The 25,981-nt window shown below is 42.6% G+C and carries 27 protein-coding genes and 1 tRNA gene; 7 read left to right on the plus strand and 21 right to left on the minus strand.

Annotation, left to right across the window (positions count from 1 at the left end; all coding sequences use genetic code 11):
- Positions 1 to 22: 22 nt before the first annotated feature.
- The 18 genes from phaR to glyA form a co-directional block, all read right to left on the minus strand.
- A complete protein-coding gene (gene phaR, locus Q91_RS07975) occupies positions 23 to 484 on the minus strand; it encodes a polyhydroxyalkanoate synthesis repressor PhaR (protein WP_015006378.1) in 462 nt (153 codons plus the stop codon).
- Between the two features lie 27 nt (positions 485 to 511).
- A complete protein-coding gene (gene pnp / locus Q91_RS07980) occupies positions 512 to 2,578 on the minus strand; it encodes a polyribonucleotide nucleotidyltransferase (RefSeq protein ID WP_015006379.1) in 2,067 nt (688 codons plus the stop codon).
- A gap of 27 nt (positions 2,579 to 2,605) precedes the next feature.
- Positions 2,606 to 2,875, minus strand: coding sequence for a 30S ribosomal protein S15 (gene rpsO, locus Q91_RS07985; RefSeq protein WP_015006380.1), 270 nt, complete (start codon positions 2,873 to 2,875; stop codon positions 2,606 to 2,608).
- A 103-nt stretch (positions 2,876 to 2,978) separates the two neighbouring features.
- A complete protein-coding gene (gene truB / locus Q91_RS07990; RefSeq protein ID WP_015006381.1) occupies positions 2,979 to 3,887 on the minus strand; it encodes a tRNA pseudouridine(55) synthase TruB in 909 nt (302 codons plus the stop codon).
- A 3-nt stretch (positions 3,888 to 3,890) separates the two neighbouring features.
- Entirely contained in the window at positions 3,891 to 4,256 is a 366-nt protein-coding gene (rbfA, locus tag Q91_RS07995; protein WP_015006382.1) for a 30S ribosome-binding factor RbfA, read from the minus strand.
- A gap of 10 nt (positions 4,257 to 4,266) precedes the next feature.
- Positions 4,267 to 6,906, minus strand: coding sequence for a translation initiation factor IF-2 (infB, locus tag Q91_RS08000; protein WP_015006383.1), 2,640 nt, complete (start codon positions 6,904 to 6,906; stop codon positions 4,267 to 4,269).
- Positions 6,907 to 6,932: 26 nt separating this feature from the next.
- Entirely contained in the window at positions 6,933 to 8,435 is a 1,503-nt protein-coding gene (gene nusA, locus Q91_RS08005; protein WP_015006384.1) for a transcription termination factor NusA, read from the minus strand.
- A 20-nt stretch (positions 8,436 to 8,455) separates the two neighbouring features.
- Positions 8,456 to 8,914 (minus strand): ribosome maturation factor RimP, encoded by a 459-nt coding sequence (gene rimP, locus Q91_RS08010; RefSeq protein ID WP_015006385.1) that lies wholly within the window; start codon positions 8,912 to 8,914, stop codon positions 8,456 to 8,458.
- Positions 8,915 to 9,047: 133 nt separating this feature from the next.
- Positions 9,048 to 9,124, minus strand: a tRNA-Met gene (locus Q91_RS08015).
- Between the two features lie 85 nt (positions 9,125 to 9,209).
- Entirely contained in the window at positions 9,210 to 9,695 is a 486-nt protein-coding gene (locus Q91_RS08020) for a phosphatidylglycerophosphatase A (RefSeq protein ID WP_015006386.1), read from the minus strand.
- On the minus strand, positions 9,685 to 10,641 hold the full coding sequence (thiL, locus tag Q91_RS08025; RefSeq protein WP_015006387.1) for a thiamine-phosphate kinase: 957 nt from the start codon (positions 10,639 to 10,641) through the stop codon (positions 9,685 to 9,687). Before thiL ends, Q91_RS08020 begins: the two co-directional genes overlap by 11 nt.
- A gap of 9 nt (positions 10,642 to 10,650) precedes the next feature.
- Positions 10,651 to 11,100: a transcription antitermination factor NusB gene (gene nusB / locus Q91_RS08030; protein ID WP_015006388.1), complete on the minus strand. Its 450-nt coding sequence runs from the start codon at positions 11,098 to 11,100 to the stop codon at positions 10,651 to 10,653.
- Positions 11,097 to 11,576 carry a 6,7-dimethyl-8-ribityllumazine synthase gene (gene ribE / locus Q91_RS08035; RefSeq protein ID WP_015006389.1) on the minus strand — a complete coding sequence of 160 codons (480 nt, stop codon included), beginning with the start codon at positions 11,574 to 11,576 and terminating at the stop codon, positions 11,097 to 11,099. Before ribE ends, nusB begins: the two co-directional genes overlap by 4 nt.
- A 100-nt stretch (positions 11,577 to 11,676) precedes the next feature.
- Positions 11,677 to 12,780: a bifunctional 3,4-dihydroxy-2-butanone-4-phosphate synthase/GTP cyclohydrolase II gene (gene ribBA / locus Q91_RS08040; RefSeq protein ID WP_015006390.1), complete on the minus strand. Its 1,104-nt coding sequence runs from the start codon at positions 12,778 to 12,780 to the stop codon at positions 11,677 to 11,679.
- 61 nt (positions 12,781 to 12,841) lie between these two features.
- On the minus strand, positions 12,842 to 13,495 hold the full coding sequence (locus Q91_RS08045; protein WP_015006391.1) for a riboflavin synthase: 654 nt from the start codon (positions 13,493 to 13,495) through the stop codon (positions 12,842 to 12,844).
- Entirely contained in the window at positions 13,496 to 14,608 is a 1,113-nt protein-coding gene (gene ribD / locus Q91_RS08050) for a bifunctional diaminohydroxyphosphoribosylaminopyrimidine deaminase/5-amino-6-(5-phosphoribosylamino)uracil reductase RibD (protein ID WP_015006392.1), read from the minus strand. It lies immediately after the preceding gene.
- A gap of 9 nt (positions 14,609 to 14,617) precedes the next feature.
- Positions 14,618 to 15,115: a transcriptional regulator NrdR gene (nrdR, locus tag Q91_RS08055; protein ID WP_015006393.1), complete on the minus strand. Its 498-nt coding sequence runs from the start codon at positions 15,113 to 15,115 to the stop codon at positions 14,618 to 14,620.
- Positions 15,116 to 15,127: 12 nt separating this feature from the next.
- The gene (gene glyA / locus Q91_RS08060) at positions 15,128 to 16,384 is read right to left on the minus strand and encodes a serine hydroxymethyltransferase (protein WP_015006394.1); all 1,257 of its coding nucleotides are present in this window, start codon (positions 16,382 to 16,384) and stop codon (positions 15,128 to 15,130) included.
- Positions 16,385 to 16,590: 206 nt separating this feature from the next.
- On the opposite strand from glyA, the gene Q91_RS08065 reads away from it, so the two are divergent.
- Positions 16,591 to 17,523: a histone deacetylase family protein gene (locus Q91_RS08065; protein ID WP_015006395.1), complete on the plus strand. Its 933-nt coding sequence runs from the start codon at positions 16,591 to 16,593 to the stop codon at positions 17,521 to 17,523.
- 1 nt (position 17,524) lies between these two features.
- Here the strand turns inward: Q91_RS08065 and Q91_RS08070 are convergent, their stop codons facing one another.
- Both Q91_RS08070 and Q91_RS11660 read right to left on the minus strand, forming a co-directional pair.
- Complete coding sequence (locus tag Q91_RS08070; RefSeq protein WP_202948163.1) at positions 17,525 to 19,609, minus strand: GNAT family N-acetyltransferase; 2,085 nt, start codon at positions 19,607 to 19,609, stop codon at positions 17,525 to 17,527.
- Entirely contained in the window at positions 19,521 to 20,228 is a 708-nt protein-coding gene (locus Q91_RS11660; RefSeq protein WP_050999776.1) for a CoA-binding protein, read from the minus strand. Before Q91_RS11660 ends, Q91_RS08070 begins: the two co-directional genes overlap by 89 nt.
- A 270-nt stretch (positions 20,229 to 20,498) precedes the next feature.
- Here Q91_RS11660 and ettA point away from each other — a divergent pair, with 270 nt between their 5' ends.
- The 5 genes from ettA (at position 20,499) to Q91_RS08095 (ending at position 24,621) form a co-directional block, all read left to right on the plus strand.
- Complete coding sequence (gene ettA / locus Q91_RS08075) at positions 20,499 to 22,166, plus strand: energy-dependent translational throttle protein EttA (RefSeq protein WP_015006396.1); 1,668 nt, start codon at positions 20,499 to 20,501, stop codon at positions 22,164 to 22,166.
- Positions 22,167 to 22,251: 85 nt separating this feature from the next.
- On the plus strand, positions 22,252 to 22,599 hold the full coding sequence (locus Q91_RS08080) for a DUF2834 domain-containing protein (protein WP_015006397.1): 348 nt from the start codon (positions 22,252 to 22,254) through the stop codon (positions 22,597 to 22,599).
- Between the two features lie 301 nt (positions 22,600 to 22,900).
- Positions 22,901 to 23,689 carry a hypothetical protein gene (locus Q91_RS08085; RefSeq protein WP_015006398.1) on the plus strand — a complete coding sequence of 263 codons (789 nt, stop codon included), beginning with the start codon at positions 22,901 to 22,903 and terminating at the stop codon, positions 23,687 to 23,689.
- Positions 23,690 to 24,118: 429 nt separating this feature from the next.
- Positions 24,119 to 24,361 carry a type II toxin-antitoxin system Phd/YefM family antitoxin gene (locus tag Q91_RS08090; protein ID WP_015006399.1) on the plus strand — a complete coding sequence of 81 codons (243 nt, stop codon included), beginning with the start codon at positions 24,119 to 24,121 and terminating at the stop codon, positions 24,359 to 24,361.
- Positions 24,358 to 24,621: a Txe/YoeB family addiction module toxin gene (locus Q91_RS08095; protein WP_015006400.1), complete on the plus strand. Its 264-nt coding sequence runs from the start codon at positions 24,358 to 24,360 to the stop codon at positions 24,619 to 24,621. Before Q91_RS08090 ends, Q91_RS08095 begins: the two co-directional genes overlap by 4 nt.
- 161 nt (positions 24,622 to 24,782) lie before the next feature.
- Here the strand turns inward: Q91_RS08095 and Q91_RS08100 are convergent, their stop codons facing one another.
- Entirely contained in the window at positions 24,783 to 25,337 is a 555-nt protein-coding gene (locus Q91_RS08100; RefSeq protein WP_015006401.1) for a glutathione peroxidase, read from the minus strand.
- A 203-nt stretch (positions 25,338 to 25,540) separates the two neighbouring features.
- Between Q91_RS08100 and Q91_RS08105 the strand changes: the two genes are divergently transcribed.
- A complete protein-coding gene (locus Q91_RS08105; protein WP_015006402.1) occupies positions 25,541 to 25,816 on the plus strand; it encodes a hypothetical protein in 276 nt (91 codons plus the stop codon).
- Positions 25,817 to 25,981 lie beyond the last annotated feature (165 nt).

Below are 25,981 nucleotides of genomic sequence, written 5' to 3' on the forward strand. Positions count from 1 at the left end.
TTTTCTTTTAGCTATTAACTGCTTATTTCTTTTTGCTGGCTTTAGCAGGCATCACACTTTTGAACAGCCCTTCTTGCATTTCTTTAAAAACTTCCATATTTCTATTTGCTAATGAGGTCATCATTGCAAAAGGATCAGCTGCTTGCTCCAGTTTGCTCCTTACCTTGGCTCTTTGCTCGGCGATTAACTTCACCGAGTTTTCAAGGTAACTTGCAAAATTATGTTGAAATGGATCACCATAAAAACGAATCAATTGCTCTAACATTTCAGCACTCATTATCGGCTCACCATCCTCTTCTTGCTCAAGAATGATTTGCAATAATACGCTTCGAGTTAAATCTTCTTTTGATTTCGCATCAACAACTTTAACAGGTTCCCGTTCAATAATAAGCTGACGCACATCATTAAGCGTTACATACTTACTAATCTCCGTGTCATACAAACGACGATTAGGGTACTTTTTTATGATTCGAGAATTAGCCATAGTTATTAACCGTGAACTGATGAGTCGTTAATCTATTTCCTTCATGCTTAATCTAACACGTCCTTGGCGATCAACCTCAAGAACTTTCACATTAACAACATCACCTTCAGAAAGCTTGTCACTAACCTTCTCAACACGCTCTTCAGAAATTTGTGAAATATGCACAAGGCCATCTTTGCCTGGCAAGATCGATACAAATGCACCAAAGTCCATTAAACGAACAACTTTACCTTCGTAAATTTTGCCCACTTCAACTTCTGCAGTAATATCTTCTATGCGTTTTAACGCTTTTTCGCCAGCTTCACGATCAACTGAAGCAACTTTTACGATGCCTTCATCAGTAATATCAATAGATGCGCCTGTTTCTTCGGTAATTGCCCGAATAGTGACACCACCTTTACCAATAACATCACGAATTTTTGCTGGGTCAATCTTAAGTGTAAGGATGCGCGGAGCAAAATCAGACATCTCTTCGCGTGCTTGTGAAAGATCAGAATTCATTTTTTCTAAGATATGCAAGCGGCCTGCCTTTGCTTGCTCCAACGCATTAGACATGATTTCATGCGTAATCCCTTGGATTTTGATATCCATTTGAAGTGCAGTCACACCAGAATCTGTACCAGAGACTTTAAAGTCCATATCACCTAAGTGATCTTCATCGCCCAAAATGTCAGACAAGACCGCAAATTCATCACCTTCTTTGATAAGGCCCATCGCGATACCAGCAACAGGTGATTTAATCGGCACACCTGCATCCATTAGCGCCAAACTAGTACCACATGTGCTCGCCATTGAGCTTGAACCATTTGATTCTGTCACTTCGGCTACAACACGTAGTACATAAGAGAAATCTTCTTGGCTTGGTAGAACCGCTTGAATACCACGTTTTGCTAAACGACCATGACCAATTTCACGTCTTTTTGGTGAGCCAACAAAGCCTGTTTCACCAACACAATATGGAGGGAAGTTATAGTGCAACATGAAGTGATCACGGTACTCACCTTCTACTGCATCAATCATTTGTGCATCACGGTCTGTGCCTAACGTTGCAACAACCAATGCCTGCGTTTCACCCCGAGTAAATAGTGCCGAACCGTGTGCACGAGGTAAAACCCCTGTACGCACATGGATAGGACGAACAGTTGACAAATCACGTCCATCAATACGTTTTTTAGTCGATAGTACTAACTCACGAACATGTTTCTTTTCTAGAGAAGAGAAGATTTCTTTTACTTCTTCAGGGTCTTCGTCTTCAAGTTGGGCTAATACACTTGTACGTAGCTCTTGTAATTTAACTTGACGATCAAGTTTAACAAGAATCGTATACGCATCTGCAATGCCAGCTGTTGCAAGATCAGCCACTTTTTCAAGTAACGTTTGATCTTTTTCGGGTGCAACCCATTCCATACGTGGCTTACCCACCTGTTCAGCTAGCTCATTAATGGCCTGAATAGCCGCCTGCATTTGTTCGTGGCCAAAGGTCACGGCGCCCAACATAATATCTTCAGGCAAACAATCAGCTTCTGATTCAACCATTAAAACAGCATCTTCAGTACCTGCAACAACTAAATCTAATTTAGACTCAGCCAAAGCATTTTTTGATGGGTTTAATGCATATTCACCATTTATATAACCTACTCGTGCAGCACCAATTGGACCTTCAAACGGTAGACCTGAAATAGCCAATGCAGCTGATGCACCTAATAAGGCAGGAATATCTGGATCAACTTCTGGGTTTAGTGAAATAACAGTCGCAATAACCTGAGTTTCGTTTTTGTATCCTTTTGGAAACAGTGGACGAATAGGACGGTCGATAAGACGAGAAGTTAGAGTTTCTTTCTCACTTGGTCGCCCTTCTCTCTTAAAAAAACCACCCGGTATTTTACCAGCAGCATATGTTTTTTCTTGATAGTTTACGGTAAGCGGAAAGAATGAATTATTTTCTCCCCCTTCACGTTTACCTACTGCTGTTACTAAAACAATCGTACCGTCTATTTCTACTAGTACTGCTCCGTCTGCTTGACGTGCAATCTCACCTGTTTCAAAAGATACAGTCTGATGACCGAATTGAAACTCTTTTTTTACTGAATTCACTATTTATGCCTACCTATTATTTATCTTTTACTTTCTCAATCCTAAACGCGCAATCAATGCACGGTAACGTTCTACGTCTTTGCCTTTTAAATAGTCTAATAACTTACGGCGACGGTTAATAATTCTTAATAAACCTTGACGTGAATGGTGATCTTTTTTGTTCTCAGAAAAATGCGGTGTCAAATGATTGATTCTCCCCGTTAACAAAGCAACTTGAACCTCTGGAGATCCTGTATCACCTTCTGATAACGCATATTCTTTAACAATTTCTTGCTTTTGTTCTGTACCGAACGACATATTTCTTACTCCACTTTCTATTATATTAATCTTAAGTAACAGTTCATTGTACTCTTCGTAATGTATGCTAACAAGCTTTAAGACAAATGCTTAAGCAAGCTTATTATGCAAAAATCCTGATAGGCGCCAAATAGTTACCCTCACTCCACTTACCAAGGCCAAAAATATTTCCCTTTGGGTCATTTAAACGAATAATAGGGGTATTTTCTAGACCGTCGACGTATATTTGCCGACCCAAACATAAATCACTCACCGCTTTATCATTACAGTTGATGATAGGGTATTGTTGAAGCGCCAAATCTAGACTATTCAACTGGCAATCTAAACTAGCCAAATCACCTTTATCAGCCTCTAATTGCTCTATGGTAACCGCATCATTAAGGTCAAACGGACCAGTTTTAAGGCGCCTTAAAAAGGTCACGTGAGCCCCACACCCTAACTGCTTACCAATATCTTCTGCCAAAGTGCGAACATACGTACCTTTAGTACACGACACTTCAAACGTTAGGGTTTCTTCGGATTGTGACAGCAAGCTCAATGAATTAATCGTCACCTCACGAGCTGGCCGCGGCACTACCTGCCCTGCGCGTGCTATGTCATACAACCGCCGACCGTTATGTTTAAGCGCCGAATACATTGGAGGGATTTGTTTAATCTTTCCGCTAAATGTTTCCAAGATTAAATTGAGATCATTTTTATTTATAGATGGCACAGGGCGCTCGGCTAGGACCTCACCCTCAACATCACCTGTAGTGGTGGTTTGCCCCAATCTCATTGTAAATTGATAGGTTTTATCTGATGCCAATAAATATTGCGACACTTTTGTTGCATGGCCTAAGCATATCGGAAGTACACCAGATGCAAGCGGGTCTAAACTGCCGGTATGCCCTACTTTTTTTGCCCCATATAGACGTTTAATAATTTGAACGGCGCGACTGGATGAAATATGAAGTGGCTTATCTAAAATTAGAATACCGCTGATATCACGGCCTTTCTTTTTTCGTTCTGACACTCGTTATTTCTCGTTATCTGGGTTTGTTGCTTTCAGCAGCGCATCCATTTTAATACCTTGTTCGATAGACTCATCTAGAAAAAAACGTAATTCTGGCACCATCCGCATGCGCATCCGCTTTGAAACGATACCGTGGATGTAGTTTGACGCACGATTTAAAGCCGCAACACTAGACTGCTTATCTTCTGCTTCTTGCGTTGTTAACACGCTGACAAAAACTTTGGCGACCGCTAAATCTTTCGTGACTTCAACATCACTAACGGTGACAAAGCCAACGTCAGGGTCTCTCAAGTCACGCTGAATAATTTCAGCCAACTCTCGTTGAAGTTGACGTGAAACTCGTTGGAAACGTAAAAACTCTCTAGGCATTAATCACTGCTTATAATTTGCGTTTAACTTCTATGCGCTCAAAAACTTCAATTTGATCGCCATCTTGTACGTCATTGTAGTTTTTCACACCAATACCACATTCCATACCCGACTTAACTTCCTGAACATCATCTTTAAAGCGCCTTAATGACTCAAGCTGTCCTTCATAGATAACAACATTGTCACGTAACACACGAATAGGTAAATCCCTCTTAACGTAACCTTCTGTCACCATACAGCCTGCAATTGCGCCTAATTTAGGTGATTTAAATACGTCTCGTACGTTTGCAATCCCCACAATTTGCTCTTTAATGTCTGGAGCTAATAGGCCTGACAATGCATCACGTACATCATCAATCACATCATAAATAATACTATAATAACGAACCGATACACCTCGGTTTTCAATCATACGCCTTGCACTTGCATCGGCACGTGTATTGAAGCCGATAATTAACGCATCTGACGCAGCAGCAAGGTTAACATCACTTTCATTAATACCGCCAACACCTGCGGCCACAATTGAAACCTTCACTTCATCTGTTGAAAGATTTGTTAGTGATGATTTAAGTGCCTCTAAACTGCCATGTACATCTGTTTTAAGTAGTACATTAAGTGTAGCGCTATCCCCATCTTCCATTTGTGAGAATGCTTGCTCTAGTTTCGCCGCTTGCTGTTTTGCTTGCCTTGCTTGTTTCGATTTATTTTGGCGGAATTCCGCAATTTCACGTGCTTTTCGCTCGCTTGGTGCAGCATATACTTCAACGCCAGCTTCAGTTGCACTTGAAAGACCCAGCACTTCAACAGGTACCGCTGGCGTTGCTGATTTCACTGCTTTAGCATGTTCATCAAACATCGCCTTAACTCGACCATGCGCCTCACCGGCAACTAGATAGTCCCCCATATTCAAGGTGCCTTTTTGCACAAGAATAGTTGCCACTGGGCCTCGGCCCTTATCTAGTCGTGACTCAATTACAACGCCTGTAGCCGCCACATCAACTGGTGCAGACAACTCTAATAATTCAGCTTGTAGCGCAATTGCTTCAAGTAACTCATCAACACCGTCGCCTTTTAATGCTGAAATATTAACAAATTGCGTATCACCACCCCAATCTTCAGGTGTCACCTCAAGTTGAGACAACTCATTCCTTACTCGATCAGGCTGCGCCCCTTCTTTGTCCATCTTATTAACAGCAACAATCATCGGGACACCCGCTGCTCGCGCATGCTCAACGGCTTCTTTTGTTTGCGGCATCACTCCATCATCGGCAGCAACCACTAAAATAACTAAATCGGTTATTTGCGCACCCCGTGCACGCATTGCAGTAAACGCGGCATGCCCAGGTGTATCAATGAAAGTCACCATGCTATCGCCTTGTTTAACTCGATAAGCACCAATATGCTGAGTAATACCACCTGATTCACCCGCTGCTACACGACTTTCGCGAATATAATCTAATAGCGATGTTTTACCATGATCTACGTGCCCCATAATCGTCACAACTGGGCCACGCGGCTCTTCTTTACCGTCTTTTTCTATGACATCTGCTAATAACTCAGCTTGGATGTCTTCATCGCTGCGTAAAACAACCTTATGACCCATTTCTTCAACGACAATTACCGCTGTTTCCTGGTCTAATGGTTGATTGATGGTAGCCATAGTGCCTAAGCCCATCAATGTTTTAATAACTTCTCCTGCTTTCACATTCATGCGCTGAGCAAGGTCAGAGACAATAATGCTTTCAGGAATTTCTACACTATAAACAATACTTTTTGTTGGTACTTCAAAGCCGTGCTTACCATCGGATTCTAGTCGTATATCACGTGTCTTACCGCCACCTTTCTTTTTATTTCGACGTGGTTTCTTGTCTACGTGCAAGATGCCTCCACCGAACTTAGAGCCCGCCTTCTTCTTGTCTGTCTTGCGGCCCAGTTCTTTTGCTTTTTTAGCGTCAGCTTCTGCCTTCACTCTGGCCATAATCTCAGGTGAGGCTATTTTAATCTTAGGCTCCTCAACTGGCTCACTTTTTGGTTCTGGTTCTGGCTGCGGCTCTGGTTTTTGCTTTGCTTCTAACTCAGCACGCTTAGCCGCCTCTTCTGCTTCAGCCGCTGCTTTTTTTGCAGCTTCTTTAGCTTGTTCAGCTTCTAAAATTGCTTTTTCTTCAGCTAACTTAGCCTGTTTTTCAGCTTCAATTTTATCTAAGGCTTCTTGTTTTTTGCTCGCTCTTTCTTGTTCTTTTTCACGAGCGGCACCTTGTTCCTGCACTAAGTCTTGATGTGCTTGGGCCGCTCTTTTTGCTTCTTCAAGTTCATCAGAACTCAACCCCGTCGCAATTTCTTCAGCGGAGCGTCCAAGTGTTTTCTTTTTTCTAACCTCGATACTAACCGAACTTGCGCCACGGCCTTTTGCTTGCTTCAGCTCTGTGACGGTAGTTTTACGTTTAAGAGTCATCTTTTTTGGTGCGGAGATGTCTTTTTTAGCTTTCCCGTGACTCTCACGAAGATATGTGAGTAATTTTACTTTATCGTCTTCACTAAGCGTTGAGGTTATTGTCTTACCTTTTACACCAGCATCTTTTAGTTGCTCCACTAGCTTTTCAGCGGAGGTACCAACTACTTTTGCTAAATGTTGAACTGTAATATCTGCCATACTTCTTTCTCCAGAGAGTTTATTGCTTACTCAGCGAACCAAGGTTCACGTGCTTTCATAATTAATGTTGTCGCACGCTCTTCATCAATACTTGCTATTTCGAGTAGTTCATCGGTTGCTAAATTAGCTAAATCTTCCATTGTGACAATTTCTTTGCTCGCTAATTTAAAGGCTAACTCACGATCCATCCCTTCCATATTAAGAAGGTCTTTGGCTGGCTCATGTTCTTCTAAGACTTCTTCAGAAGCAATTGCTTTTATTAAGTAAGCATCCTTAGCACGTTGTTGCAGCTCTTCAGCAATATCTTCATCAAATTCTTCAATATCAGTTAGATCATCTAAATCTGCGAAATTTATTTCTTCAATTGAGGTGTAACCCTCTTGCACTAAAATGAGTGCAACATCTTCATCAACATCAAGATCAAGCATTAATTGTTGAGCATAACCATCTGCTTCTGATGAATTTTGCTCATCTGCTTGCGTCTCGCTCATCACATTAAGCTTCCAGCCAGTTAACTCACTTGCCAAACGAACATTTTGTCCACCTCGACCAATTGCCTGCGAGAGACTATCGTCTTTAACTGACACATCCATGCTGTGCTTATCTTCGTCCACGACAATCGCAACCACTTCAGCTGGCGACATCGCATTAATCACGAACTGCGCTTCGTTTTCATCCCAAAGAATAATATCTACACGTTCACCTGCCAGTTCATTTGATACTGCTTGAACTCGTGAACCACGCATCCCAACACAGGCACCCACAGGGTCTAGACGTTGGTCTCGTGTACGAACGGCTATTTTTGCTCTTGAACCTGGGTCACGCGCAGCCCCCAAAATTTCAATTAAACCGTCTCCTACTTCAGGCACTTCTAGTTTAAAAAGCGCTGTTAGTAATTCTGGTGCGCTTCTTGAAACCGTCAGCTGCGGACCACGTGTTACTTCTTCTACTGACTTTAAGTAACCACGAATCCTATCGCCTGTTCTAACGGGCTCCCTTGGAATCATTTCTTCACGTGGAATAATGGCATCCGCTGTCCCTTCTAGGTCTACAAACACATTACCACGCTCAATACGCTTAATAACGCCTGTGACCAGCTCGCCCACTTTATCTTTATAAAGTTCGTATACTTTTCTTCGTTCAGCTTCTCTAACTTTTTGAACAATCACTTGCTTTGCAGCCTGCGCACCAATTCGGCCAAAGTCAGCCGACTCAATTGGCTCTTCTATAAAGCTACCCACTTCTAAAGTTGGGTCTTTTTTCTGTGCATCTTCCAGTAGGATTTGAGCATCTGGGTTTTCTAAACCATTTTCAAACTCAGGGTCAGCTTCAACAACCTCCCATTGACGGAAAGATTCATAATCCCCACTCACGCGATCAATAGCTACACGCACTGCAATGTCGTCACGGTATAGTTTTTTCGTTGCCATCTCTAAAGCAGCTTCAATTGCTTCAAAAAGAACACTACGATCAATTTCTTTTTCGTTAGAAACAACGTCTACAACCATTAAAATTTCTTTATTAGCCATCTTTAACCCTGAAATATTTTTTAATAATTAACTACTAGCCTAGCTTTCTTTATGAGAGAAAACGGAATTTCTATTTCCTCGTCATCAACATGTAAGTGCACTGTCTCACCTTTCACTTCTAGAATTTCGCCTGTAAACCGACGTTGCCCTTCAAGTGTTGATTGACGCAACTCCAATTTGACTGTTGATCCTTTAAAGCGTTCAAAATGAGCCAACTCAAACAATGGACGTTCCAAACCAGGCGATGAAACTTCAAGCCTGTATTGCCCTGTTATTGGGTCTTCAACATCCATAATACCGCTAATTTGATGACTCACTTTAGAACAGTCATCCACCATAATTCCTTTTTCCGAATCGATATAAACCAATAAAGTCGCCGCCTTACCTTGCCCGGTAAACTCCGCACCAACAAACTCATAACCAAGCCCAGTAACTGCGGGCCTAATCAACTCTAATATTTTAGCGGGTGCTTGATTCATCTCTATCCATCACGTACAAAAAAAGGGCCAAAGCCCCATTCAACACTTTAATTTTTGCCTTAAATCTTTTAGTCTTATTTAGATTCATAAGGGGCCAAACAAAAATACCCCAAATGGGGTACCGTATATTCATTGGTAGCGGGGGCAGGATTTGAACCTACGACCTTCGGGTTATGAGCCCGACGAGCTACCAAACTGCTCCACCCCGCGTCCATTTAAGAGAAGAATAATACTGGATTTAGCTTTCTTTTACAATCACTATTAACGTTTTATTTACTGTTTTTAATTCTTCGTTTTAAAGCAAGCCTGTTAATACGTATAAACAGCCGGCAGACATCAGCCCTGCCAATAGATCATCGACCATAATACCGAGGCCACCTTTTACTTTTGTATCTAACCAATTAATGGGCCAGGGTTTCGCAATATCAAATAGACGAAATAAAACAAACCCCAGTATTACGTTTTGCCAACTAAACGCCACCCAATACATTGTTAGTAAATAACCAGCAATTTCATCCCAGACAATACCACCATGATCATGCACACCAATATCATCCGCCGCCTTACCACATATCCACACACCTGAAACAACGACCAATATCAACGCCGCTGCATAACCATTTTCAAAAAACTTGATTAGTACATAATAAAAAGGAATCGCCACTAATGTTCCCATCGTGCCGGGTGCTTTTTTAGATAACCCAGAACCAAACCCAAAAGCCAACATTTGCACAGGGTTAGCTAATAATTGTTTAAATGACGGGGTTTTATCAGCTCGCAAAATGATCGTACCCCTTATTAAGCGTAAATATTTTTCCGTTTTTCACTTCGACTCTCAAGCCCGCCTCTTTCTCAATAACACCAATTTTTGTAATGTCATACTTATGTAATTTACTTAATTCATCAGCATTTAGGTTCGAGGGTAATGTAAAGCATAACTCATAATCATCACCTGTCGAATAAGGCCATAAATCGTCACTCAGCTTACTTGCATGTTGGCGAACGGACTCAGTCACAGGTAAGCACTCATCCCATACGCTTGCCCCAACACCGCTTGCTTTAAGTAGGTGACTCAAATCTGCAGACAAGCCATCTGAAACATCAATACAAGATGTCGCTACATTGAGCAGCTCGCGCCCTAATGCCACTTGAGGATTTGGCTTTAAATATGAACCCAGTTCTGAGTCCATCATGTTGAGATAACCCTGGCGGGCTTTTTCTAAGCCTAAGCCGGCGCTACCAATATGACCGGACACATAAATATCATCACCAACGTTTGCGCCTGAACGCATCAATCGTTGCTGTTTAGGTAATAGGCCCATCACATTCACTGTAATAGAAAGGGGGCCTCGAGTAGTATCACCGCCTATTAACTGTAACGAATATCGATCAGCCAATTCAAAAAAACCTTTTGCAAACGATGCAAGCCAAGCTTTATCTATTGCTGGTAGTGTAATCGCTAACGAGGCCCATGCTGGGGATGCCCCCATCGCGGCTAAATCACTTAGGTTAACAGCCAGCACTTTATGCCCTAACAATTCTGGTTCACTATTCGCTAAGAAATGTACATTTTCAACCAGCGTATCCGTGCTAACAGCTATTTGTTTATGGCTAGGCACATCGATTACAGCGCAATCATCCCCGATACCTAGCACTAAGGATTCGTTAGGGCCACCTGCTCTTGAGGCAAAGAACTCTTCAATAATCGAAAACTCGGGGGACGACATCTTGCAAGGTTAACCGGTTTTTTTCTTGCCTTTTGATTTTGCGTTTATTTCAACGGCTCGACTTTTTTGCGCTAATTTGTCCATGATGCTATTTACATAAGCATGACTTTTTTCAGAACCAAATTTTTTCGCCAAGTTTATCGACTCATTAATAGCCACTCGGTACGGTACTTCTGGCTTGTAAAATAGCTCATATGCACCCAAGCGTAAAACAGCCTTTTCAATGGGATCAATCTTTTCTAAATTTCGCGTAGTGAACTCACTAATTGCTTCGTCTAACTCACCCAGTTTATCAACGACACCGATCAATAGGTGCTCAAAATAGGCTGTTTGATATTTAGGCGTTTCTGAGTCTTCTTCAAATTGTTTACAAATTTCATTAAGGTTTTGACCCGTAATTTGCCACTGATACAAAGCTTGTAACGCGACTAATCTTGCATTGCTTTTTGGTGAACTCATTCGGCGTCTATCACCTTAAGCACATTAACCATTTCAATGGCCGCAAGGGCCGCTTCTGCCCCTTTATTTCCAGCCTTTGTGCCCGCACGTTCTATCGCTTGCTCGATAGAGTCAACTGTTAACACACCAAACGTAACAGGGATATTCGCTTGCAATGACACAGTGGCTAGGCCTTTGGTGACCTCGGCTGAAACATATTCAAAATGTGGCGTACCACCGCGAATAACCGCGCCCAAACCAATGATTGCATCGTAATTTTGCTTCGCTGCTAGACGTTGCGCTGCCAAGGGCATTTCAAATGCACCAGGTACTTTGACAATATCAATGTTTTTAATATCCGCACCATGTCGAACTAATGTATCAATTGCACCGCCTTCTAGTTGGTCAACAATAAAACTATTAAAACGCCCCACCAATAAGCAGAAACGTGCATCACGCACGACCATATTCCCTTCTATTACCTTTGCATCTGACATATAAAACCCTTGTTATGTGTACGTATAAACTTAAATTTAAAGAACCATTTGTATCGTTCGAAAAGCGCTTAAGCTGCTGCACTCTTCATTTATCAGCAACTTAATCTAATGGCACATGCTCAACAATCTCAATATCAAAACCAGTCAGTCCTGAATATTTCGTTGGCGTACCAAGCAATTTTAAGTTTTTAATACCGAGCGCTGTTAAAATTTGACAACCTACACCCACTTCTCTTGAGTCAACCAAGGGTTGTGGCGCCAAATTAGACACCCCTTTTTCTTTTAATTCTTGCTCGTGAATAAACTCAACAATCGATTGATTATCTTCTTTATTACGAATTAAAATCAACGCACCTCGCCCTTCAGCAACAATCTTTTGCATCGCACTTGGCAAGGGGTAATGATCACTCTCTTTCGCGTGTAATAAGTCGGCTAATGTGCTTTTTGCATTAATTCGAACCATTACTGGCTCATCTGTGTTGACATCACCATACGTTAAGGCCAAATGCAGCTTATTATCTATTTCATCTTGAAAAGCATGAAGTCTGAAATCACCGTATTTAGTCGGATAATGGCAACTACTGACAAGCTCTATCGTTTTTTCATTTTGTATACGGTAATGAATTAAGTCGGCAATCGTCCCCATTTTTAATTCATGTTTTTCAGCAAAAACGCTCAAATCTGCTCGTCTTGCCATCGTTCCATCATCATTTAATATTTCCACAATAACAGCAGCAGGCTCTGCACCTGCCAGACGCGCAAGGTCACAGCCAGCTTCAGTATGCCCTGTACGATTTAAAACCCCACCCGGTTGCGCCATCAGCGGGAAAATATGCCCCGGCTGAACAACATCGGTTGGCTTTGCAGTTGGATTAACCGCGGCTAAAATAGTTTTTGCACGATCAGCCGCTGAAATACCGGTAGTTACGCCTTCGGCCGCTTCAATTGACACCGTGAAATTGGTTGAGTAGGCTGCTTGATTATCATTAACCATTAACGGCAACCTTAATTGCTGGCAACGCTCACGCGTTAACGTTAAGCAAATCAAACCGCGGCCATAACTCGCCATAAAGTTAATGTCTTGCGGGCGCACATGCTCAGCAATCATTAGCAAGTCACCTTCATTTTCACGATCTTCATCGTCCATTATGATGACAATTTTGCCTTGCTTTAGGTCATCAATAATTTCTTGAGTCGTATTCATAAGTATTTTTAGTTGGTCAGTGGCACGTATTGTAGCCGATTCAACTCAGTTTCTTTTCAGATTATTTAACAAAGCCACTGCTTTCAAGTAATTTTTTATAATCAACTGATGACGAGTCCTGCGCATCCCCCATCATTAAGCGCTCTATGTAACGCGCAATAACGTCTACTTCAAGATTCACTGAATCGCCAATTGTTCGCTGGCCTAATGTTGTCATCTCTAACGTGTGCGGCACAATATTAACGGAAAACGAAGAATCATCCACGCTATTCACCGTTAAGCTAATACCATCAATACAAATGGAGCCTTTTTGCGCAACATAACGAGCTAATTGTTTAGGCATACTAAAACGAAAACGAACTGAACGTGCATCGGTTTTGCGCTCAAGCACCTGCCCAACCCCATCAACGTGGCCACTAACCATATGCCCACCTAAGCGAGTGTGTGCTTGTAACGCACATTCCAAATTAACCGCCGTACCGACTGTTAGTGCCCCCATCGTTGTTGCCGATAATGTTTCATTTGAAACATCCGCAACAAACTGGCCTGCCGCCAATTCAATGGCCGTTAAACAGACACCATTAACAGCAATACTGTCACCAAGCTGTGCATCATTCAAATCTAAATGAGCTGTAGCAACCGTCAAGCGCACATCACCTTGCTGTTGTTCAATACGCTTAATTTCACCAACTGCTTCGATAATTCCAGTAAACATTTAGCCTTCCCTTTTAACCCGATAAGTTAATTTAATATCGCTATCAAGCTCATGCATACCCACATAGTGTAGTTGAACTCTATCTGACAACGTTGATACTTGAGGCATAGAAAAAGCACCTCTTGCATCCGACCCTAAGGCACTTGGCGCCATATAAATGATTAACTCATCAATAATACCTGCTTGCAACAGTGCACCATTTAACAATGCACCGGCTTCAACCATTACACTATTAATATCCTGCGACCTTAGCCACTCATGAACGGCGTATAAATCAACTTGTCCCTGAGCATCGGCAGCAATCACCTGCACAGTACAGCCAGCTTGCTGCAAAGCCGTCATAGCGTCTTGATTATTACTACAGGTTAAAATAGTGACCTTAACGTTCGACTTAAAAATACGAGCATTCACTGGGGTTTTTAACTGCGAATCTAGAATAACTCGATGCGGTTGCTCTACCGCTATATGCTCCAAACCATCTCTCGCTGTTAACTGGGGGTCATCAGCAAGGATTGTTCCTACCCCTGTTAAGACAATATCACTTTCAGCACGTAGCTGATGTACATCCTTTCTCGCCGCTGCTCCTGTTATCCATTGGCTTTCGCCCGATGCCATCGCTGTTTTACCGTCCAGACTCATTGCCACTTTACTAAAAATATACGGCTGGCCTGTAGTCATCCTATGATAGAACGCTTGATTTAGCGCTATTGCTTGCTCTTCAAACAAGCCAACAGCCACCTCAATACCTGCAGCCTGAAGTTTAGCAACACCTTGCCCGGACACAATAGGATTAGGGTCTTGCATAGCAATAACCACGCGAGATACCCCCGCGTTAATTAAACCATCAGCACACGGTGGTGTTCTGCCATGGTGGCTGCAAGGCTCTAATGTCACATACGCAGTTGCACCTTTCGCTGCTGCAGCAGCACTCTGTAACGCATATACTTCAGCATGTGGTTCGCCAGCTTTTTTATGCCAACCTTCAGCAATAACGTGCCCCTCGTCAACAATAACACAGCCGACACAAGGGTTTGGTTTTGTGCTGTACCTACCAAGCGCCGCCAGTTCTAGCGCTCGGTTCATATGGCGTTGATCATCAGACGTAAACGTCATAGCATCATATTATTTTTTGCTAACAACGGCTGATAACATCAGCTGTTCGCTTTTATCTTCTTTTTCAAGCTCATCAATTACTTTTCTAAATTCATTGATGTCTTCAAAACTTTTATACACAGACGCGAAACGAACATAAGCAACATGGTCTAGGTTTCCTAGTTCTTCCATCACCAGCTCACCAATTTTCATCGAGGGGACTTCGCGCTCGCCCAGTGACAGCAAGCTTTTTTTGATGCGACTCAAAGCAGCATCAATATCTTCGCTGCTAACAGGCCGTTTCTCTAACGCACGCAATACCCCGACACTAAGCTTTTCTTCCCAAAAGGGCTCGCGAACACCATTACTCTTCACTACCCTCGGCAGATTCAGCTCGGCTGTCTCAAAGGTGGTAAACCGCTCTTTACATGCTTGGCATTCACGACGCCTACGCACGCTATCCCCTTCACCCGCTAAGCGCGAGTCAATAACACGTGTATCACTGTCATTACAAAAGGGGCATTGCATATGGCTTAAACCTTAATCTGCGTAAACAGGTAAACGTAAACAAATGGCCAATACTTTTTCCTTAACCGCTTGTTGAACGCTTTCGTTTTCAATGTCATCAAGAATGTCACACATCCAACCAGCAAGGTCTTTGCTGTCTTGTTCGCTAAAGCCGCGTGTTGTAATTGCTGGCGCACCTAAACGAATACCACTGGTCACAAAGGGTGACTGAGGGTCATTCGGTACAGAGTTTTTATTAGTCGTGATGTTCGCCGCTTCTAGGGCTGCTTCAGCTGCTTTACCGGTTAAGCCTTTGTCGATTAAATCAACCAAGAACAAGTGATTGTCTGTACCACCTGACACGATGTTATAACCACGTGCGATAAAGGTATCGGCCATCGCACTAGCATTTACTTTAACTTGTTTTTGGTAAGCTTTAAATTCAGGTGACAACGCTTCTTTAAAGGCCACTGCTTTCGCTGCAATCACATGCATCAGTGGGCCGCCTTGAGTACCTGGAAAGACCATTGAGTTTAATTTTTTCTCAATCTCAGGATTGGATTTGGCCAAAATTAAACCACCACGTGGGCCACGTAATGTTTTATGTGTGGTTGATGTAGTAACATCAGCAATCCCTACTGGGCTTGGGTATTCACCCGCCGCCACTAAACCGGCAACATGCGCCATATCTACAAATAAATACGCACCAACAGAATCCGCAATATCACGGAATTTTTGCCAGTCCATTACACGAGAATACGCAGAAAAACCGGCTACAATCATTTTAGGTTTATGTTCGTTTGCCAGTGCTTGAATTTCTTCATAATCTACCTCGCCGGTTACTTCATTTAAGCCGTATTGAACGGCATTAAATATTTTGCCCGAGAAGTTTACTTTAGCTCCATGCGTGAGGTGCCCACCGTGTGCCAAACTCATCCCTAAAATGGTATCGCCTGCTTGTAAAAGTGCGAAATAAACTGCTGCATTGGCTTGTGAGCCCGCATGAGGTTGCACATTGGCATAATCTGCACCAAACAACTCTTTAACACGGTCAATAGCTAACTGCTCAGCAATATCCACATACTCACAACCACCATAATAGCGTTTACCTGGATAGCCTTCTGCATACTTATTAGTCAACATAGAACCCTGCGCCTGCATCACACGAGGACTCGCGTAGTTTTCAGATGCGATCAGCTCAATATGGTCTTCTTGGCGTTGCTCTTCTTGTTGAATAGACGCCCAAAGTTCGTCATCAAATCCTTCAATGGTCATGCGCTTGTTGTACATTTAGTTTCCTCGTGCCGTTTCCAACGTCGTTAATTAAATAAAAAAGCGAATTCTACATCATATTGTGGTTACAAGGCTATTTTTAGCAGAAAGCACACAAGAACTTTGAAAAACCAACACCAATTGGCATCCTAAAGCCTGATCAACGCATGCTCAAGTTCTTTAATGTATATTATTAACATCATAAACTACCGGACCAATGTTGTATGAGAACGGCCTACATCACGCATGCTGATTTAATTAAACATGACATGGGGGATGGACACCCAGAAAGGTCAAGTCGCCTATATGCCATTCAAGATCAATTAAAACACCAACAGCTTTGGGACCTTTTAGAGCATATTGAGGCGCCAAATGTCGAGCAAGCCGCTTTATTGCGAGTTCATAGCCAGCAACACCTTGAATATATAGTTGATAACGCCCCTGGCAGCAGGCAAGCGCTCTTTCAAATCACCCCTGATACGCTAATGAACGAACATAGCCTAGACGCTGCGCTAAAAGCTGCAGGCGCAGGCACCACTGCGGTTGACCTTATTATGGACAAGCACATAGAAAATGCTTTTTGTGCTGTTCGGCCACCGGGGCACCATGCGGAAAGATCCAAGTCGATGGGCTTTTGTTTTTTCAACAATGTTGCTGTTGCGGCTGCGCACGCTCTTGAAAAACACACACTAGATCGTATTGCCATTGTTGACTTTGATGTCCACCAAGGTAATGGCACACAGGACATTTTTGAGGCAGATGATCGCGTGCTATTTTGCTCAAGCTATGAGCACCCTCTGTTTCCATTTTCTAATCGCCCGAGCATCCCCAACAAGCTCATTAACACGCCTTTAAAGTCAGGCTCAACAGGGGCAGAGTTCCGCGCTCAGGTACAACAACATTGGTTACCCGCCTTACATGCTTTTAAACCACAGTTTATTTTTATATCGGCCGGCTTTGATGCACACTGGGAAGATGATATCGCGACCCTGTGTTTTCAAGATCAAGACTTTGCTTGGGTAACACAGGAAATTATAGCGATTGCACGGCGCTACTCGCACAATCGCATTGTTTCTGTACTCGAAGGCGGTTACGCACTAAAAGCATTGGGACGTAGTGCCGAACAACACATACGTGCTTTAATGCAACTGAGCTAAATCAACTGTTTGACGCTTCGCGATTTAATAACAGCTTCACCGTCACCACCCCGGGTTCATTATGCTGACTTTGCATCGTAAAGCCGGCTCTTTTACACAGATCTAGCATGACTTTGTTTTCTGCCAACACTGAACCATACACCTCCTTAAGCCCTCTTGATTCGGCGTAATGAATAATCCTCTTCAACAATAACGTACCCAAGCCTTGTCGGCCAACGACATGATTAACAATTAAAGAAAACTCGGCCCTTGGTTCAAATGCTTCTGATATTAAGCGCACCACGGCGTACAGCTTCCAGTTTTTTTGTGTTCTTGGGTCCGTTATAACCAACGCCATTTCACGGTCATAATCAATTTGCGAAAAACGTGCTGCCATGGGGTGACTCATCGTCTTTATTGCATTAAAAAATCTAAACCGTATCTCTTCTTTGGTTAACTGATTAAAGTTTTCTATCAGCGCCGGTTCATCCTCTGGTCTCACCGGTCTCAATTCGTAGGTTTTACCGGACGCAAGCGTTATTTTCTCTTCAAGATCATGTGGGTAAGGGTGTATAGCCAGCCTGTTCGTCTTCACCTCACTTTTTATAGAAATACGTATGCGGGCATCGAGCGCAACAACACCCTGACTATTAACCAGCAACGGATTAACATCCAACTCAACTAAGCGATCAAAATCCACAACTAATTGAGAGAGTTTAATCAGTGTTAGCAAAAGTGCATCCATATCAACAGCTTCTCGATCACGATAACCTTTTAGCAGATGATAAATTTTCGTCCTCGCCACCATATCTTTTGCTAACTTAAGGTTCAATGGAGGCAAGGCTAGCACTTTATCGTTATACACTTCAACCGCTGTACCCCCCTGGCCAAACATTAAAACCGGACCAAATGTTGGGTCATTTAACACACCTAAGATCACCTCATGCGCGTCTTTATAATTAGCCATATTTTGAACAAAAAAGCCTTCTATTTGCGCATCTGGCCGGTGATGTTGAACAGTATTTTGAATATCCAACACAGCTTGTTTTACCGCTGCTTCACTCGCCAAATTCAGTGCCACCCCTTGAACATCCGACTTATGAAGAATGTCCGGAGAACATATCTTCACCGCTACTGGATAACCCAGTTCTTTTGCAAAGCTAACAGCTTCTTTCGCCGTCTTGGCCAAGCGTGTTGTTACCGTCGGAATACCATAGGCTGCCAACACCTGCTTTGCTTCCATTTCATTAAGCCATTCGCGCTTTTGCGCTACCGCTTTGTCAACAATAGACTGTGCTGTCTTAACGTCAAACTCTAAATCTTCTGTCAGCGCGGGCGGTGTTTCCATCAAAATTTTCTGGTTTTGACGATAATGTACTAAATACATAAATGAATTAACCGCCGATTCAGGCGTTGCATAACTCGGAATACCTCGCTCAGCAAACAAGGAACGACTTGCTTCGGCGGTTGCACTACCCACCCAACTGGTGAGCACACATTTTTTACCTGTTGCAGCAATATCAGCCACAACCTTCGCTATATCAATGCTTGATGAAACAGCCGTCGGACAATTCAAGACCAATATCGCACCAATATTTTCATCCTCTTGAAGAACACCCAAGGCGGCAGCATAACGGTCTGGTCCAGCATCACCAATAATGTCGATAGGGTTTGCACCCGACCATGTTTTTGGCAACACCTTATCAAGCTTTTGTTTGCTGACATCTGACAGCTGCGCTAACACCCCACCTGATTGAACCAATGCGTCTGTTGCCAATACACCCATACCACCACCATTTGTCAAAATGGCTAAGCCACTCTTATCCAGTGGTTTAACCGATGTCAGTGATGCAGCAGCATAAAAAAGCTCACTCATCCCATTGACCCTAAGTAAGCCTGAACGATCAAAAACAGCTTGATAGACATCGTCAGAACCTGCCATTGCTCCCGTATGAGACGCTACTGCTTTACTGCCCGCATCTGAGCGACCCACTTTCAGCACAACAATCGGCTTCGTCCTAGAGGCGGCCCTTGCTGCTGAAATAAAGCGCCTCGCATGCTGAACCGACTCCATGTAAATAACAATAGCTTCCGTTTCTGAGTCCATTGACATCGCATCTAAGACCTCTCCAAAATGTAATATCAGCCATATCCCCCAGCGACACTAGATGAGAAAAACCGATACCGCGACCACATGCCCAGTCAATAATCGAGGTTAACATGGCGCCTGATTGAGAAATGACCCCAATCTTTCCTTTGTTAGGCATTAAATGACTAAAACTCGCATTTAATTTGTTAATCGGTGAGATAACCCCTAAACAATTCGGCCCTATAATTCTCACATTATATTGACGCGCCTCTTTCAACATTTGCGCCTCAAGATCTTTACCACCGGTGCCATTGCCTTCAGAAAACCCAGCGGTAATGACAACAACACTTCTTGTCCCTTTTTGCCCTAGTTCAGCAATTAACCCCGGTACAGTCTTAGGTGGTGAAACAATAACCGCTAAATCCACTGCAGATTCAAGTTCATCTACCGAGGCACTACAAGGAAGGTCGAGTACACGTTTATACTTAGGGTTAACAATACTGATATTGTCTTTCGCCATACCGCCAGACAATAAGTTTTGAACAATGATCTTACCGAGTGAGCCATCACGTGAACTGGCGCCGATAACAACAATTGTTTGAGGAGCAATAAAGCTCGACATTCTGTTTTCAGTCATGTTCCTTCCTTAAAATAAAATTATTTGTGCAATGCAATATAATAAGATTGTAATACGCATTTATCTAATTTATAAGAAAAAACCACCTATATCGCTACCTAATCTGATATTTACGCCTATAACGCCATCCAATCATTGTATAAAATATCTATCAATAACTATGCGCGCCAACTCGCCATTAAACGAGCCGCGCCATAAACGATTAATACGCGTTTAACTATGTTTACTACCCTTAGAACAAGTCTTATTTAAATAATAAACGGATTACAAATGGCTCAATATATCTACACCATGAACGGCGTTAGTAAAGTCGTTCCCCCAAAACGTAAAATTCTTACTGATATTTATTTATCGTTTTACCCCGGCGCTAAAATTGGTGTTTTGGGTCTAAATGGCTCAGGTAAATCGACCCTGCTAAAAATTATGGCTGGGTTAGACACCGAAATAGAGGGCGAAGCGCGCCCACAGCCAGGCATTAAAATTGGCTACCTCGCCCAAGAACCGCAATTAGACGAAAGCAAGGACGTACGCGCTAACATTGAAGAAGCGTTAGGTGACCTCACCAATGCTCAAGCTGAATTAGACGCTGTATATGCCGCTTATGCCGAGCCCGATGCTGACTTTGACGCCCTAGCAAAAAAACAGGCCGAGTTAGAAAACATCCTGCAAGCTGGTGATGGCCACGACACCGATCGCACCATGGAAATTGCCGCAGATGCCCTACGCCTACCGCCATGGGATGCCGATGTTAGCAAACTATCAGGGGGTGAAAAACGCCGCGTTGCGCTGTGTAAATTATTACTTTCAAAACCCGATATGTTGCTGCTTGATGAACCAACCAACCACTTAGATGCTGAATCTGTGGCATGGTTAGAACGCTTCTTGCACGATTTTACCGGTACCGTAGTTGCCGTTACCCATGACCGTTATTTTTTAGATAACGTTGCCGGGTGGATTTTAGAACTCGATCGCGGACGCGGCATTCCTTGGGAAGGCAATTACTCATCATGGTTAGAACAAAAAGACGCACGACTAGAGCAAGAACAAAAAGCCGAAGCCTCGCAAAAACGTTCCATTAAAAAAGAGCTAGAATGGGTGCGTTCAAACCCGAAAGGCCGCCATGCTAAAAGCAAAGCACGTATGGCACGCTTTGATGACTTGCAATCCAAAGAGTTCCAAAAACGCAGCGAAACACAGGAAATTTACATACCACCCGGCCCACGCTTAGGTGATTCGGTGATAGAAGCCGTTAATATCAGCAAAGCCTTTGGTGACCGCGTGTTATTCGACAACCTAAACTTTAATCTGCCACAAGGTGGCATCGTGGGGATTATTGGTGCCAACGGCGCAGGTAAATCCACCCTATTCAAAATGATGGGCGGGTTAGAAGAACCCACCAGTGGTGATATTAAGATAGGTGAAACCGTAAAACTCGCCTACGTAGACCAATCACGCGAAAACTTAGACGACAACAAAACCGTATTCGAAGAAATATCAGAAGGTAACGACGTGATTACCGTTGGCACCTATGAAACCCCATCACGCGCTTATGTTGGACGCTTTAACTTTAAAGGATCTGACCAACAAAAACGCATGGGCGACCTATCCGGTGGTGAACGTAACCGTGTGCATTTAGCTAAAGTACTGAAAGAAGGCGGTAATGTATTACTGCTGGATGAACCGACTAATGATTTAGACATTGAAACCCTGCGCGCACTAGAAGAAGCCCTACTCAGCTTCCCCGGTTGCGCCGTGGTCATCTCGCATGATCGCTGGTTCTTAGACCGCATAGCCACCCACATGCTTGCCTTTGAAGGCGATAGTAATGTAGTCTGGTTTGAAGGAAATTATGAAGAATATGAAGCCGATTTAAAACGCCGACTGGGTGTAGAAGCAGATCAACCTAAAAGGTTAAAATATAAAAAGTTGGCGGGGTAGAAAAATTCATTCATGGGGCTATCGAATATCAATTTGATTGCCCCTATGATTTCGCACCATAAACACCATTAAAAAAGGACGATTAATGCTCAACTCATCCAAAAGCCGTCAAATAATCTATGCTTTATTTGCTTTAACGGGCGTCACGTTAACGTCGTACTTTAATATTCAATATATGCTTGAACAGGGTGGGTTTTCACTTAGTCATTTTATTCATCAGGCCTATATTAACAATGCCTCAAGCTCTTTAACCAATGATGTGCTGGTTATCTGGGGCGCTTTTATTGTTTGGTCATTTGTTGAAGCTCGCCGCCTCTCAATGGCTCGATGGTGGGTGTATATTCTACTAACGGCTACCGTTGCGGTCGCTTTTGCAGTACCCGTTTTTCTATTAATGCGCGAGCGACGCTTAGCAGAGATAAATATCGATTGATAATAAATGAAGAGTACGAGGCTGTTTAAAACGGAGATTGGGTGCTGAGATGGATCAACCTAGACGGCTTAAATATAAGAAGTTGACTGGGTAAAAAAGCTTATTGATATGTGGGATTAATTCCCACTATTTAAACTCAAGAGTCCAATGGAATGGAAATAATGTATAAATATTACAAGAAGTTAAGCTCCTTTATTAAAATCAACCAAATAAAACTATCGGGATTCCCGGTAATACTGTTTTGTGGGATGCAATCCCATAAAACATGCTGTTAAGCCTCTAGAGTCACTAAGGAGATAAAGTGATAGATATCAATAATCCAGCTGGTCGCTATTACGAAATTTTGCGTAAAGCGAAAAGCAAAGGAGACGACCTAAAAGTTCGTCAAATGTGGGCTCAGGTTCTAGATGAAGACGAAAGTGATGACTTTGCGATTACCAGAAAGGTAATTGAGGTGTATCAGCTCGGCGAACAGGTTAAAAGTCTTGTCAGCATGGGTGAAGGTGTGAACAAAGAATTGTACCTTTCTTCATTCCCACAAATTGAAAGGGCAATATTTCCCCTCAATCTCAATACAACATGGAAAGCGCAAAAGCAGCAGTTAAATGATGGCGTAATGACAAGGCTCCAATTTTGCTCCGAACTTTTGTTATCAATTTATAATGAAGAGCAGCTGGAAGATGAAGACTTAGCGCAAGTTGCTAAGTTAATCGATGAGTTATTTAATTCAGTTCTAAATAGTTCATTAGAAGGAGGAATAAGAATTACCCTCCTAGAAGAAATAGAACGCTTGCGCGCGGCCCTTTCTATGTATCAGATCAACGGTGCTAAGGGCCTTAAACAGTCTCTTCAGTCAACCATAGGCATGGTAGTCGCCAACCAAACAGAATTATCAAATGTGGCTGATTCAGAGCCCGATGTCATAGAGCGACTAGGAAAGCTAATAGACAAAGTTGATTCATTTACAGCTAAAGCGCTGAAAGTTCATAAGGCACTTACAAAGCCAGTGCAATTTCTCATTGGCCTTGTCACTGACAATGAAGAATCATCTCCAGAGCAAGTCGAACCTGAAGATGCTACCGAGGCTTAACAAGCGCATGTTGTCGGACTGGTTTTCCGCTGCGCTCCAAACCAGCCGCAAATGCGGGCGTTAAGCATCTAAACGAAATAATAGGGTCAGGTCTTGCAATCACGCATTTCTGTTTTCAAATGACACGACGAAATCAAAGGGGTGGCCAGCTTGATTTTCTTCAAAATAAGCTGCCTTTTACTCTCAACTTAGCGTTAACGTTTTGGTTTTAAAAGACTTGAATTTGCGTACGAAAAAATAATAGGGTTCAGGTCTTGCAATCACGCATTTCTATTTTTCAAATTACTCGACGAAATCAAGGGGCGGTCAGCTTAATTTCTTCAAAAATAAGCTTCCCTTTACTCACAACTTAGCTTTTAACGCTTTGATTTTTAAAAGACTTGAATTTACGTACGTTTAGGCGTACGCTTAGCTTGGAGGTAAAATATTATGACCATATTAAACGTTACTGAGGCTAGATCTAAACTGTATAGTCTTATAGATGAGACTACTGAAACACACCAACCTGTCATCATTACAGGAAAAAGAGGTAATGCCGTTTTAGTGGCAGAAGAAGACTGGAACGCCATCTCTGAAACGCTTAACTTGTTATCCGTTCCAGGCATGCGAGAATCTATCCAAGAGGGATTAAAACAAGACTTATCCGAAAGCTCTAAGGAGCTTGATTGGTGACTTGGGAGCTACTCTATACAAAACAAGCTCAAAAAGATGCTAGGAAACTTTCTTCTTCTGGGCTTAAGAATAAAGCAAAATCTCTTCTAAATATAATTCAAAAAGACCCTTACCAAAACCCACTACCCTATGAAAAGTTGGTTGGCGATTTATCTGGTGCATATTCGCGTCGTATCAACATTCAGCATAGGTTTGTTTATCAAATACACGAAAAGGAACATACTATAAAAGTAATCAGGCTTTGGACTCACTATGAATAAAGGTGCATTCAAGTTGCAAGCGCAACACTCAATAAACTAAAAAAACATCGCAAGCATCTGATAAATTTAAAATCACTACAACTTAAATATCTGGAACTCACGATGTCTTATACTCATTTAACAATAGATAAGCGCTTCAGAGAGACTAGCCTATCAAACCCTTAAGCGTTCAACGCTTCCTCAATCGCGTTAATAAGGCTTGCATCATCAGGCTTTATATCAGGCGCAAACCGGCCTTTAATTGAACCATCACGCGCCACTAGAAATTTTTCAAAATTCCAGCTGACATCGCTTTCTACCGCTGGCGATAAACCCTTTTCTGCCAGCCGGCTCATTAACTGACCACCTTCCAGCTGTTTGCTTGTTGGCTGGGCATTAATAAGCCATTCGTATAGCGGATGCCTTGGGCTGCTATTTATGTTTACTTTACTGTACAGCGGAAAATTGACGGCATAGTTTGTTGAACAAAATGCTTGAATTTCAGCCTCACTGCCCGGTTCTTGCCCTGCAAAATCATTACAAGGCAAACCCAATACCACCAAGCCTTTGTCTTGATATGCTTGATAAAGCGCTTCTAAACCTTCATATTGAGGGGTTAAGCCGCATTTAGAAGCCACATTAACAATCAGCATAACCTTTCCCTGGTAGTCAGAGAGGGTTGATTCGTTACCGTCAATTTTAGTTAGCGCTATATCGTAAATTGAGTTACTCATCATCTTTTCCTTGTTCGTTTAGTTGTCGTATCTTAACCATTATTTTGATAACTTGTACCTTATAAATGCAGTTATTCCTAGTACCCTAAAAGAACGTGAATATCAAAATAGAGTGAATTATGGGGGTCAGTCTAGCTAGCGCCCACTCTTAACAAAGAACCAATAAGTTCTTTAACGGTTATTGGTTAAATTAATCATTAAAAAACATGCAATCAGACCCCCAAAAACTAATTGAAAAACACCCCAGCCTTACTCACTCAGAATTAATGAAGGTTATGTCACATGTTCAACGCCCTCAAGGCGACTGGGTTTTACATACGTTGATGGTAGAAGGTTGCACTGTGCCCTTTAAATTCAAGCGCAAAGGTCAATACCAGAGCTTAAAAGGCGCCCGAGTAAACATGACGTATTACCCAACAGAAGAAACTGTTGCTGGCATTGATTTAGAAATTATGAAAGTAGTGCGTATAAAAAGAGGCTGACCTACAACTTAAAGAAGGCGCTAGTTTAAGTTCGTGATTGTTATGCCTAACACAAGTTTTAGCAAAATTGCTTGCAGCTGTACCCAACAGGTCCTGTATCGGTTCTTGATAGGTAAAAAACAGTTGAAAGATAACAAGAACACCAAGGCTAACCAGCACATAACC

The sequence above is a fragment of the Cycloclasticus sp. P1 genome (assembly GCF_000299965.1).
Classification (GTDB): domain Bacteria; phylum Pseudomonadota; class Gammaproteobacteria; order Methylococcales; family Cycloclasticaceae; genus Cycloclasticus; species Cycloclasticus pugetii.